The organism is Flavobacterium sp. F52, from assembly GCF_000278705.1.
In the GTDB taxonomy this organism is placed as follows: domain Bacteria; phylum Bacteroidota; class Bacteroidia; order Flavobacteriales; family Flavobacteriaceae; genus Flavobacterium; species Flavobacterium anhuiense.
On sequence record NZ_AKZQ01000037.1, the window covers coordinates 66,321 to 79,190 of the forward strand.

Genomic DNA, 12,870 nt, shown 5'->3' on the forward strand with positions numbered 1-12,870 from the left:
AATGGAAAGTATACAGCATCTTATCTCAAATTGGATTCCGATTAAATTGATTGAAAGAGAAAATGAAGTCTATTTTGAATGGCTTTATTTTTCTGATATTCCTTTTGCAGATCCTTTTTTTGAAGAAACAATTGCGAAATGTAGAAGCCACAACTATAATTCAAAACTGTTTAAATTAGTAAGTACAGCAGAAAATCTAATTGAATGGTCTAACGAACTCGAATTTGTACCATTAAAAGGATTTGTTTTTCATATATCAAGATGTGGCTCTACTATGTTAAGTCAGTGCTTAGCGACTTCGTCTGAAAACATTGTGGTGTCTGAAGCTCCAATTGTCGATCAGATTTTAAGAAGCGACGCTTTTGACGCAGATACCAAATCGGTTTTGCTTAAATCGGTTATCAGATTGCTTGGACAGAAACGATCTCCTGAACAAAAAAATCTTATTATAAAACTAGACGCATGGAGCATTTTTGAGGCTTCTTATTTGCGATCGGTTTTCCCTAAAATTCCTTTTGCATTACTGTATCGAAATCCAGGAGAAGTTTTAAGGTCGCACCAAAAGATGGCGGGTATGCATGTGATTCCAAATTTAATTCCGTCGAGTGTTTTTGGAATTACTTCTAAAGAAGTTCAAGAGGTGAGTTTTCAGCAGTATCAAGCTTTGGTTTTAGAAAAATATTTTCAAGGTTTTCTCCATTTTTATGAAAAAGACAGCAATGTGATACTGCTGAATTATAATGATGGAATGAAAAATGTCGTAGAAAGATTTATAGCTTTCATAAATGTCAAATTTTCCGAAATTGAATTAAATGGCATGTTGGAACGACTTAAAAAACATTCTAAAAATGAAAATACTGTTTTTATTGGAGATTCTTATAAAGACGATATTTTGTCTATTAATTTGAATGAAGTTAATCTGCTTCACGAAAAGCTGAATGCCAATTTCATTGAAGATTTGGCACGTTGAAAATTTGGACGAAGCTTCTTTTTCTTTTATTTATGTATTTTTGCGCCAAACTTAAATAAAATGATTGATTTAGATTATCTCGCATTCTTAGAAAACATATTAACTGAAAATAGAAAAGCTAATTTTTTAAAAGTACTAGAGAATAGAACAAAACATTTTACAGTTGCAGTAGAAGATGTTTATCAGATGCATAATACAAGCGCAGTAATGCGAAGCTGTGAAGTTTTTGGAATTCAGGAATTAAATGTAATTGAACAGCGCTTTGGAAAAAGAATCGATAAAGAAATTGCTTTAGGTGCGCAAAAATGGGTTGACATTAACCGATTTGATTCGGTTTCAGGATGCCTTTCAGATTTAAGAAGCAAAGGATACCAGATTATTGCCACAACTCCACATGAAAAAGACTGTATGCTTGAAGATTTTGATATCTCAAAACCAAGCGCTTTATTCTTTGGAACAGAAAAAGAAGGATTGTCCAAAGAAATTATGGATAACGCCGATGGTTTCTTAAAAATACCAATGGTAGGTTTTACAGAAAGTTTGAATATTTCTGTATCGGCTGCGATTATTATTCAAAGCTTGACCAATAGACTTAGAAGGTCTGATATTAATTGGAAATTAACTGATGAAGAAATTTTAGCAAAACGTTTGGATTGGGCCAAAAATTCGATACGCGATATAAAACGAATTGAAGAGCGTTATTATCAGGATAATCCTAGATAAGTCGCAGTTTTCAGTCTCAGTCACAGTTCGAAGTATAAACTAGAAATTTAGATAAATAAATAAAAGAAAAGACCGATAGTTTAAACTATCGGTCTTTTTTATGGTATTTAAAGTATCAGTCTGTAAAGTAAGACTGCGACTGAATACTAAAAAAATATTTAGTTAATCAAAACCCAAGTTCCAGCAGCGATTAATGCCTCAGCTTTTTTGTACTTCATTGTTTCTGTTTTACCAGTTGCAACTTCCTGAACTGTTACAGTATCATTTCGGTTGATTTTTGGCATATCTCTAACGATAGTTTCAGTAACCTGACGCTGTTGTGTTTCTCCAGCTTCACGGTTTAAGCTTTCGCTATTTGGAATTTCGTCTTTGCTTAGCTGTAAGTTTTCTTTTGGACGAGCTACCTCTCTTGCTTCGTGAATTTCAGGAGCGTTTTGAGCAGGTAAGTCACCTTTAAATAAGAATGAAATTACTTCTTTATTAACGTTATCCAACATTCCTCTAAACAAGTTGAAAGCTTCTAATTTGTAGATAAGCAATGGATCTTTTTGCTCGTGAACCGCCAATTGAACAGATTGTTTCAATTCGTCCATTTTACGTAAGTGTTTTTTCCAAGCTTCATCAACAATAGAAAGCGTGATGTTTTTCTCAAAATCAGCAATTAATTGAGCACCTTCGCTATCATAAGCTTTTTTCAAGTCAGTTACCACATTCAAAGTTTTGATTCCGTCTGTAAATGGAACAACAATTCTTTCAAAATGATTGTTTGGCTCTTCGTAAACTCCTTTAATGATTGGGAAAGCTTCTCTTGCGCTTCTTTCTGTTTTTTCAGTGTAGAAAGCTAAGGCTTCTTTGTAAACTTTTCCAGTAACTTCAATATCATTTAATTTTGCAAATTCAGCTTCTGAAATCGGAGATGTAATTCCGAAATAACGAATCAAATCAAATTCAAATCCTTTGAAGTCATTCGCCACTTTATTGTTGCTTACGATTAATTCGCAAGTGTCATAAAGCATATTTGCGATATCCAGTTTCAAACGCTCACCAAACAATGCGTGACGACGACGTTTGTAAACTACTTCACGTTGAGAGTTCATTACGTCATCATATTCTAATAAACGTTTACGAACCCCAAAGTTGTTTTCTTCTACTTTTTTCTGAGCGCGTTCGATAGATTTAGTCATCATAGAATGCTGAATAACTTCACCTTCTTTTAATCCCATTCTGTCCATTACTTTCGCAACTCTTTCAGAACCGAATAAACGCATTAAGTTATCTTCAAGGGAAACGTAGAATTGAGAACTTCCTGGATCTCCTTGACGGCCAGAACGACCGCGCAACTGTCTGTCTACACGACGAGAATCGTGACGCTCTGTACCAACGATTGCTAAACCTCCCGCAGCTTTTACTTCTGGAGATAATTTAATATCGGTACCACGACCAGCCATGTTTGTTGCAATTGTTACAACTCCAGCTTTACCAGCTTCTTCAACGATTTGTGCCTCTTGTTTGTGCATTTTAGCGTTCAATACGTTGTGTTGGATTCCTCTCATTTTAAGCATACGGCTTAATAACTCTGAAATCTCTACAGAAGTTGTTCCAATTAATACCGGTCTTCCTGCTTTTGATAATTCAGTAACATCCTCAATTACAGCGTTGAATTTTTCGCGTGTAGTTTTGTAAATGTAATCTTCTTTATCTTGTCTTGCAATCGGACGGTTTGTAGGAATTTCAACAACATCCAATTTATAGATTTGCCATAACTCGCCAGCTTCTGTAACAGCAGTACCAGTCATACCTGCTAATTTGCTGTACATTCTGAAATAGTTCTGTAATGTAACTGTTGCAAAAGTTTGAGTTGCAGCCTCGATTTTTACGTTTTCTTTTGCTTCGATCGCTTGGTGAAGACCGTCTGAATAACGACGTCCGTCCATGATACGACCTGTCTGCTCATCGACAATCATAATTTTGTTGTCCATGATAACGTACTCTACATCTTTTTCGAATAAAGCATATGCTTTTAAAAGCTGAGTAAGAGTATGGATACGTTCGCTTTTTACACCAAAATCTTGGAATAATCTTTCTTTGGCTTCAGCTTCCGCGTCTTTATCTAATTTTTGTTTTTCAATAGCAGCTATTTCTGTTCCGATATCTGGTAAAACGAAGAAATCTGCATCAGTATCTCCAGAAAGGTATTTGATACCGTTGTCTGTCAATTCAACTTGATTGTTTTTTTCTTCAATCACAAAATACAAAGCTTCGTCAACTTTGTGCATTTCACGATTGTTATCTTGCATATATTGATTTTCAGTTTTTTGAAGCAATTGTTTAATTCCTTCTTCACTTAAAAATTTAATTAATGCTTTATTTTTAGGTAAACTTCTGTAAGCTCTCAATAATTGGAAACCTCCATCTTTTGTATTACCTTCTTTGATTAATTTTTTAGCTTCAGCTAAGAAACCATTTGCTAACTGACGCTGTTGTGCAACTAAGTTTTCGATTTTTGGTTTCAATTCGTTGAATTCATGGCGATCTCCTTGAGGAACTGGTCCTGAAATGATAAGAGGTGTTCTAGCGTCATCAATCAATACAGAGTCAACCTCGTCGACAATGGCAAAATTGTGTTTTCTCTGCACTAAATCGCTAGGCGAGTGCGCCATGTTATCTCTTAGGTAGTCAAAACCAAATTCGTTGTTGGTTCCGTAAGTGATATCCGCATCGTAAGCTTTTTTTCTAGCTTCTGTACTTGGTTGGTGATTGTCGATACAGTCAACAGATAAACCGTGGAACTCGAATAAAGGAGCTTTCCATGTGCTATCACGTTTCGCTAAGTAGTCGTTCACCGTTACTAAATGAACCCCGTTTCCAGTCAAAGCATTTAAATAAAGTGGAAGAGTAGCTACCAAAGTTTTACCTTCTCCCGTTTGCATTTCGGCAACTTTACCTTCGTGCAATACCATACCACCAATTAACTGAACATCGTAGTGAATCATGTCCCAAGTGATGTCTTTTCCGGCAGCATTCCATTTGTTAGCCCAAATAGCTTTATCACCATCAATAGTGATATATGATTTTGTTGCTGAAAACTCGCGATCTTTTGGAGTTGCTGTAACTTCAATGTGTGAGTTTTCTTTAAAACGGCGAGCCGTTTCTTTTACAACAGAAAAAGCTTCTGGAAGAATTTCCATTAAAGTTTTTTCTGAGATTTCATAAGCTTCTTTTTCAAGAGCATCTATTGCATCATAAATGTCTTCTCTTTTATCGATGTCTTCGATGTTTTCTACTTCGGCTTTCAGCGAAGCAATTTTAGCATCTTTTTCAGCTCTAGCTTCTTTGATTCTATCTTTAAAATAAACGGTTCTTCCTCTTAATTCGTCGTTTGTAAGACTCATTAAAGGAGCTTCGAATGTTTTAATTTTATTTAAGTAAGGTTGTAAAGCTTTGACATCTTTCTGCGACTTATCGCCGACAAAGACTTTAATAATACTGTTTATGAAACTCATGATTTATTGTATTTCTTTTATTATATAATATGTATTTGAACCAAAAAAAAAGTCTCTATGATGAGACTTTTTCCTTTGGTTTATTTTTTAATATTCATCCTCATTCCAAAGATAATCTTCGTCTGTTGGATAATCAGGCCAAATTTCTTCCATTGATTCATATATCTCACCTTCATCTTCGATTGACTGAAGGTTTTCTACTACCTCTAATGGAGCACCAGCTCTAATGGCGTAGTCAATAAGTTCATCTTTGTTAGCAGGCCATGGCGCATCACTTAAATAAGATGCTAATTCTAATGTCCAATACATCTGTTATCTGTTTAGTTTGTGCAAAAATAAATTTTTTACTGAAAAAGACAAGTAAATTTTGATTTATTTTAATAAAATTTAAGAACGTCTTTGCTAGTACTCAGTTTTCAGTGCCAGTTCTCAGTTTTAAAACTGAAATTTGCTACTAACTACTGTGTTTTTCTGTATTCAGTTTTGCAGTCTGAAAATTGAAAACTGCGACTGTTTACTTTCTTGGAATCCATTTCACTTCCTCCGCTTTTAAGTCTGAGGACAACTTTCGTGCCAAGACAAAAAGGTAGTCAGAAAGTCGGTTTAGGTACTGTATTGCTATTTCCGGAACGTGTTCATTATGACTTAAATGCACTGCTAAACGTTCTGCACGACGGCAAATACAGCGTGCTATATGACAATGTGACACGGTAGGGTGCCCTCCAGGCAAAACAAAATGAGTCATTGGCGCAAGACTCTCGTCCATTTTATCTATTTCGTTTTCGAGTAATTCAATATCTGATTCAATTATTCCGAGATTTTCCAGGCGAAGTTTTCCGTTTTTTAAAACTTCTTTCTCTTGTGGAGTTGCCAAAATGGCACCAACCGTAAAAAGGCGATCTTGGATTTCGATTAAAATGGTTTTGTAATGCGAATCCATTTCCTGATCGCGAATTAATCCAATATAAGAATTCAGCTCATCAACAGTTCCATAACTGTCAATTCTGATGTGATCTTTTGGTACGCGAGTTCCTCCAAAAAGAGCCGTTGTGCCTTTATCGCCTGTTTTGGTATATACTTTCATGGTGATTGTAGATTGTTGATTTTTGATTTTAGATTTTTGATTGAAATGTTGTTGTTTAAAATTTAAGATTTAGCAAGTAATCTAAAATCTAAAATCTAAAATCAGAAATCTAAAATTATTTTTTCGTGTCGCTTTCAATTAAACCATCTCGTAAACGGATAATTCTGTGAGCATACGCAGCAATATCTTCTTCGTGAGTTACTAGGATTACAGTATTTCCTTGTGCATGAATATCTCCAAAAAGCTTCATAATTTCAACAGAAGTTTTACTGTCTAAGTTTCCGGTTGGTTCATCGGCCAGAATTATAGAAGGCTTATTGACCAAAGCGCGGGCAACAGCAACACGCTGGCGCTGTCCTCCAGAAAGCTGATTGGGCTGGTGATCCATTCTGTCGGCAAGATTAACCTGTTTTAAAACCTCGGTTGCGCGGGCCATTCTTTCAGATTTTCCGTAACCGGCATAAATCATTGGCAAGGCAACATTATCTAAGGCAGTTGTTCTTGGTAAAAGATTGAAGGTCTGAAAAACGAAACCAATTTCTTTGTTTCTAATTTCCGCCAATTCATCATCTTTCATTTTGCTGACATCTTTTCCATTTAAAATATAACGACCCGAAGTTGGCGTATCTAAACAGCCCAATAAATTCATTAATGTAGATTTTCCTGATCCAGAAGGTCCCATTAAAGCAACATATTCGCCTTTTTGTATTTCTAGATCTATTCCCTTTAAAACATAAACTATCTCATTTCCTAAAGTAAAATTTCGTTTGATGTCGGTTATTTTAATTAATGGTTCAGCCATTTTAGTTTACAATTTTGGATTTAAAAGTACAAAACACTTTTGAATAAGTAGTTGATAATTGGTTTTTGTTACAAATCGTTTTGGCGTACAATAAAACCGGGATAATTAATAAATAGATTTTTTTAAACAAAAACGGTTATATAATTCAGAATTAATTTTGCGTAATTCTCATTATTTGTGATATTTTATAGTTTTAAAATGTTTTTTATTTTAAAAATGTGATAATAATGTAATTTATTGGAATTGGTATTAAGTAAATTTGAATATATCAATTAATTAATAACTAAGATTATGAAAAACATAAAAATAACTACAGGAATTGCAGTATTAGTATTAGCATTAATATCATGTAAAGATGAAAAACAAGAAAGAGCTCAGAAAACAGTAGAAAGTTATGTAGTGTATGTTGACTCTGTTAAAAATGTTGCTGCCGCTGATTTGAAAGACAATTGGAAAAGCGTAGAAGCTGAATACGATAGAAGATCTCAAGAGGCTCAAGCCGCTTTAGCAGATATTAAAGACAATGCTGCTGCGACTGAAAAAGTAAATGCAAGTAAAATTAAATACGAAGAGTTTAAAAAAGAATTGACCGCCCAATTTGCCCCTCCAGCTCCTAGTCCGAAACAGCAGTTAAGAGATGCTTTGTTTGGCGCAGGAAAAATTGGTGACGATATGAATTTTAGTTGGGTTAATGCCCAAAATATTCATAGTGTTTATCAGCAGTTTGTTCATACTGTAGAAAATAATAAAGATAAATATTCTAGAGAAGACTGGGATGAAATCAAATTAATGTATGAAGCGCTTGATAGCCGTAAAAATACAGTTGAGAAAGAAGGTTTATCAGCCGAGGATAACAGAAAAATTGCTGGTTTGAAAATTAAGTTTGCACCAATGTATACTGTAAACAGAATGGGAGCTAAATCTGAAGAAAACAAAGAAACAAAAAAATAGATTTGTAAATTTTGAATTAGAAAATGAAAAAGACGATCAGAAATGATCGTCTTTTTTATGCTCGTATTATAAAATGCTCTTTGGGCTGCTCTCGTCTAAAGAATACAAATCCCCATTGAAAAGTGTCAATTGTGACTTTTACCTGAGGATGGGTTTTAATCATTTTCCAAGCTTCTTCCATGTCTTCTGACCAATGGATATCATCGAAAATCCAAACAGAATCATTGTTGATTGTTGGCAATAAAAGTTCAAAATATTCTAAAGTTGCTTTTTTAGAATGATTTCCGTCGAAATATATCAGATCGTAATTTGTTGCTTGAATGTTCTCAGAAATCAAAAAAGATTCAAACTCAGAAATTACATTTTCAACATTATGGTAATCAAATTCAGTTAATTGATTCTGAGCAACATTTGCGGTGTTTGGACAGCCTTCAATCGTAACCACTTTCGCTTTTGGATTTCCTAAAGCCAAAGCCGCAGTTGCTAAGCCTAAAGATGTTCCTATTTCTAGGATTTTTTCTGGTTTAAAGTAATTGGTAACTCGAAACAATAATTCGGCACGTTTTGGTGAAATTCCAGCTGTTTGCACAATTTTAGAAATCTGTCTTCTATTGGATTTGAAAACTCTCGAACCCGCTCCAAAATCGGTCACTTCAATAAAGTTTTTATTCTCTAAAAGTGTTTTTCTATACTTTTTAAGAGTGGCATATTCTGGCTTAGATTTCTTGTCATAAAAACATTTTGTCAGCAGACTAAAAACAAATGGCGAATGAACCGCGTGTTCGTTTTTAGAATACCAAAGAAATTTTAAATAAGATTGTATTTGAAACAACATTTAGAGGTCTAAAATGAAATATTAATTTACTTTAATCAATTTCACATCAAAAATAAGAACTGATCCGGCTGGTATTCCAGGACGTGGATAACTCCCATATGCTAAATGAGAAGGGATAAGCAGAACTCCGCTTCCGCCTTCTTTAAAATACGGAATTCCTTCTGTCCAGCCTTTAATTACTTCAGAAAGTGGAAATGTAATGCCGCTCGAATTACTTTGGTCAAAAATATTTCCATTGGTGAAATAGCCTTTGTATGCCACAGTTACTTTTGAAGAAGCAGTTGGCTGCGCGCCCGTGCCAGGTTCGTTAATGATATAATATAAACCAGACTCACTTTTGGTTGCAGTTAAATTATTTTTGGTTAAATAATCTTTGATTTCTTTGTCGTTTTCTTGAGTATAATCTTTTGGAGGAGTTGCAGGTGTATCTTTCTCAGAGTTTGCACAAGAAATGAATAATGTTAAAGTAAATAGGGCGACTAATAATTTTTTCATTTTGATATTTTATTTTTTAATGTGTCGAATATAGTAAAATAGTTTTTAGTCTCAGTCGCGGTCGCAGTTTTCAGTTTTGTAGCAATCATTAGTTCTGACTGCATCCAAATTTACTAGGGTTGTTGATCATATAATTTATCAATCTTCCAACTTCGAGATTTTTAATATTTAGTCTATCAAATGTTTCTTTTGAAATATATTGGCATTCTAACGAAAACTGTAGCAATGTGTTTGTTTCTGAGTTTTCAGCATCGCTATCAGTTAATTTGCTTATAAAATGATTTGTATATCTCCTTTTTCTATATGATTCAGCAATATTAGCAGCAACACTTCTTGAAGATCGGCGTACTTGATCGGTTAGTGAAAATCTTTCTTCTTTAGGAAACGTTTTTGATAATTCAAAAATTTCCATAGCAAGTTCAAACGACTTTTTATAGGCTAATAATTCTTTAAAATCCATAATCTATTTTTAGCTAAATTAAGAATTTTCTTTCTAAAAAGAATAAAAACTGAAAACTGCGACTGCGACTGGAAACTAAACCTACCCTTCAAGTTTAGCAGAAAGTTCAAACCAGCGTTCTTCTTTCGCATCTATTTTATTGATTATATTTTGAAGTTCATTGGCTTTTTTCTCGATATCAGCATCAGCAACTTTTCCGTCAGAGAATAACTGTTCTATTTTGGCTTTTTCGATTTCTAAGTCTTTAATCTCTCGTTCGATTTTCTGATATTCTTTTTGTTCGTTAAAAGTCAGATTTCCAGATGTATTGTTTTGTTTCCAGTCTTTTTTCTCTGTTTTTGTCTCTTCTTTTGCAACAGATACATCGGCGCTGTCTTCATAAGCACGGAAATCAGAATAATTTCCTGGGAAATTTTCGATAATTCCATTTCCTCTAAAAACAAATAAATGATCTACAATTTTGTCCATAAAGTAACGGTCGTGAGAAACCACTAATAAACATCCAGGATAATCTAAAAGGAAGCTTTCCAAAACATTAAGCGTTACAATATCCAAATCGTTTGTTGGCTCATCTAGAATCAAAAAGTTTGGATTCTGAATCAAAACGGTACACAAATACAAACGTTTTAATTCGCCACCGCTCAATTTTTCGACATAATCGTATTGTTTTTTCGCATCAAAAAGAAAACGCTCTAAAAGCTGGGAAGCCGAAATAATCTTTCCTTTTGCCAGCGGAATATATTCTCCGTATTCTTTAATAACGTCGATAACGCGCTGACCTGGTTTTGGATTAATTCCAGATTGCGTATAATAACCCACTTTTATCGTGTCACCTTTTACAACGCGCCCGCTGTCTGGCGGAATTGTTCCTGTGAGCAGATTTAAGAAAGTAGATTTCCCAGTTCCGTTTTTACCGATAATTCCGATTCTTTCGCCACGCTGAAAATCAAAACTAAAATTGTCCAGAATAACTCTGTCTTTGAATTTTTTAGAAAGTTTATGAAGCTCGATAATTTTGCTTCCCATTCTTTCCATATTAATTTCAAGCTCAACTTTGTTTTCTTTTCGTCGACTTTGTGCTTTTTCTTTAATAATGTAAAAGTCATCCTGACGCGATTTAGATTTGGTAGTTCTCGCTTTCGGCTGGCGGCGCATCCATTCTAATTCTTTTACAAAAAGGTTTTTCGCTTTGTCAATACTGGCATTTTCAGAAGTGATTCTCTCTTCTTTTTTCTGAAGATAGTAAGAGTAATTTCCTCTGTATTGATATAACTTTCCGTTGTCTAATTCGATAATTTCATTACAAACACGTTCCAAAAAGAAACGGTCGTGCGTTACCATAAATAGCGTAATATTTTCTTTGGCAAAATAACTTTCAAGCCATTCGATCATTTCAAGATCTAAGTGGTTGGTTGGCTCATCTAGAATCAATAAATCTGGGCGATTGATTAGAATTATAGCCAATGAAAGACGTTTTTTTTGTCCTCCAGAAAGATTTTTTACTTTAAGTTTAAAATCTTCCAGTTTTAATTTAAATAAAATCTGTTTGTATTGTGTTTCAAAATCCCATGCATTGTGCTGATCCATCGCGTCAAAAGCTTTTTGGTAAGCTTCTTCGTCTGAAGGATTTTCTAAAGCTTTTTCATAAGCCTCGATAACTTTCAAAGTTTCATTGTCTGAGGCGAAAATACTTTCTTCAATCGTAAGTTCATCCTGAAGATTATTGTCTTGCGAAAGAAAGGCCATTCTGATTCCTTTTCTTAAAACAACTTGTCCTGTATCTGGTTCTTCAACTCCGTTAATGATGTTCATCATAGTGGTTTTTCCAGAACCATTTTTTGCAATAAAAGCGATTTTTTGGTCTTTGTTGATTCCAAAAGAAATGTTGTCAAAAAGGACTCTTTCTCCAAATGACTTTGAAATATTTTCTACAGATAAGTAATTCACTTTTGTAATTATAAGTTATAAATTATGAGTTATGAATGTTTCTAAATCACAACTTTCTGCAAAAGTAAACTATTATCTTGCATTTGCGAATTATTTATGGAGATACGAACCCAATGCAGAACTTAAATCTAAATAATGAATTTGCTGCGGATTGTTTAAGACAGGTTTGCGAACCAGAGATTCATTCGTAATAAAATAATGCAATCCGTCTTTTGTTGCAATTCCTTCTACTTGATGAAAAGGAAGTTTTAAATCGATGCGTCTTTTGTTTCCAGACAAAAAATCCTGATTTTTAAAATCGTAAAGCAGATATAAAAACGGTTTTCCAACTTTGGTATAGCCGCACAAAGTAATAAGTTTTTTATCTTCCAAATAAGTGGCGCCAGTAACCAATCCTTTGGTGTCGAATGTTGCCTTAAATCTTGCAGTTTGTGTTCCTTCTTGTTTCGACAAAACATAAATATTGGTTTTAGACGATTTCCATTGTTTGGTAAACAGATAAATACTGTCTTTAGAAACAATAAAAGCTTCGCAGTCAAAATCGGTTTTGTTAGGTTTTGAAGGAGAAAAATCGGTTTGATCAGAATAGGCAAAAGAAATAGTTTCAATATTAGGATTGCCTTCCATAAAAGATTTTTTTTCGATTTTAAGAATTTTCAAATCCGATCGATTTCCGGCATAATTATTTCCAAAATCTCCTATATAAATGTGCGTACTGTCCTGCGAGATTTCTTCCCAATCGTGATTTTCTGCCTGTTCCAAAACGATTTTCTTTTTAATATTTCCTAAAGAATCTAATCCGTAAATTGTTTTGTCGTGATCATCATTATGTGTCCAAAGCAGATTTTCGAAGGCAATTAACCCAGAAGTTTCTTTTAACGAATCGCTTAACTGAAAAGAATATTCGGGCTTTATTTTCAGATTTTTATAGCTGCAGCTTCCGTTGTTTAGTCCAGATGCAGCATTGTAATTTTCTGCCTGTGGATCTGTACAGCCAGGAATTTGAGAATAAACCGAAGCGGTGATGGTCAGGAAGAAAAATAGAATTTTTAGCATGAGTGCAATGTTAAGTCTGCATAAGATAAAAGTAAAGTTTTAAA

General features: G+C 34.1%; 12 protein-coding genes. 3 read left to right on the forward strand and 9 right to left on the reverse strand.

Translation table 11 applies throughout. From position 1 onward, the window contains the following. Position 1: 1 nt before the first annotated feature. Complete coding sequence (locus tag FF52_RS18840; protein ID WP_008468049.1) at positions 2-970, forward strand: sulfotransferase family protein; 969 nt, start codon at positions 2-4, stop codon at positions 968-970. Positions 971-1,030: 60 nt separating this feature from the next. After that, positions 1,031-1,693, forward strand: coding sequence for a TrmH family RNA methyltransferase (locus tag FF52_RS18845; RefSeq protein ID WP_008468050.1), 663 nt, complete (start codon positions 1,031-1,033; stop codon positions 1,691-1,693). Positions 1,694-1,851: 158 nt separating this feature from the next. Here FF52_RS18845 and secA read toward each other — a convergent pair whose 3' ends face one another. From secA to FF52_RS18865, 4 genes are all read right to left on the reverse strand, one after another. Beyond that, positions 1,852-5,196 carry a preprotein translocase subunit SecA gene (secA, locus tag FF52_RS18850; RefSeq protein WP_008468051.1) on the reverse strand — a complete coding sequence of 1,115 codons (3,345 nt, stop codon included), beginning with the start codon at positions 5,194-5,196 and terminating at the stop codon, positions 1,852-1,854. A gap of 87 nt (positions 5,197-5,283) precedes the next feature. Further along, the gene (locus FF52_RS18855; RefSeq protein WP_007138072.1) at positions 5,284-5,505 is read right to left on the reverse strand and encodes a DUF2795 domain-containing protein; all 222 of its coding nucleotides are present in this window, start codon (positions 5,503-5,505) and stop codon (positions 5,284-5,286) included. Between the two features lie 205 nt (positions 5,506-5,710). Then, a complete protein-coding gene (locus FF52_RS18860; protein ID WP_008468059.1) occupies positions 5,711-6,280 on the reverse strand; it encodes a cob(I)yrinic acid a,c-diamide adenosyltransferase in 570 nt (189 codons plus the stop codon). A 115-nt stretch (positions 6,281-6,395) separates the two neighbouring features. Continuing rightward, complete coding sequence (locus FF52_RS18865) at positions 6,396-7,082, reverse strand: ABC transporter ATP-binding protein (protein WP_008468061.1); 687 nt, start codon at positions 7,080-7,082, stop codon at positions 6,396-6,398. A 291-nt stretch (positions 7,083-7,373) separates the two neighbouring features. Between FF52_RS18865 and FF52_RS18870 the strand changes: the two genes are divergently transcribed. Next, positions 7,374-8,033 carry a DUF6565 domain-containing protein gene (locus tag FF52_RS18870; RefSeq protein ID WP_008468062.1) on the forward strand — a complete coding sequence of 220 codons (660 nt, stop codon included), beginning with the start codon at positions 7,374-7,376 and terminating at the stop codon, positions 8,031-8,033. Positions 8,034-8,088: 55 nt separating this feature from the next. Here FF52_RS18870 and FF52_RS18875 read toward each other — a convergent pair whose 3' ends face one another. The 5 genes from FF52_RS18875 to FF52_RS18895 all read right to left on the reverse strand — a co-directional run bounded on the left by FF52_RS18875 (position 8,089) and on the right by FF52_RS18895 (position 12,826). Then, positions 8,089-8,868 carry an O-methyltransferase gene (locus FF52_RS18875; protein ID WP_008468063.1) on the reverse strand — a complete coding sequence of 260 codons (780 nt, stop codon included), beginning with the start codon at positions 8,866-8,868 and terminating at the stop codon, positions 8,089-8,091. A 21-nt stretch (positions 8,869-8,889) separates the two neighbouring features. Further along, a complete protein-coding gene (locus FF52_RS18880) occupies positions 8,890-9,363 on the reverse strand; it encodes an FKBP-type peptidyl-prolyl cis-trans isomerase (protein WP_008468064.1) in 474 nt (157 codons plus the stop codon). An 88-nt stretch (positions 9,364-9,451) separates the two neighbouring features. Further along, positions 9,452-9,823, reverse strand: a complete 372-nt coding sequence (locus FF52_RS18885; protein WP_008468065.1) for a four helix bundle protein — start codon at positions 9,821-9,823, stop codon at positions 9,452-9,454. An 81-nt stretch (positions 9,824-9,904) separates the two neighbouring features. Then, complete coding sequence (locus tag FF52_RS18890; protein ID WP_008468066.1) at positions 9,905-11,770, reverse strand: ABC-F family ATP-binding cassette domain-containing protein; 1,866 nt, start codon at positions 11,768-11,770, stop codon at positions 9,905-9,907. Between the two features lie 90 nt (positions 11,771-11,860). After that, on the reverse strand, positions 11,861-12,826 hold the full coding sequence (locus FF52_RS18895; protein ID WP_008468067.1) for a hypothetical protein: 966 nt from the start codon (positions 12,824-12,826) through the stop codon (positions 11,861-11,863). Positions 12,827-12,870: the final 44 nt, after the last annotated feature.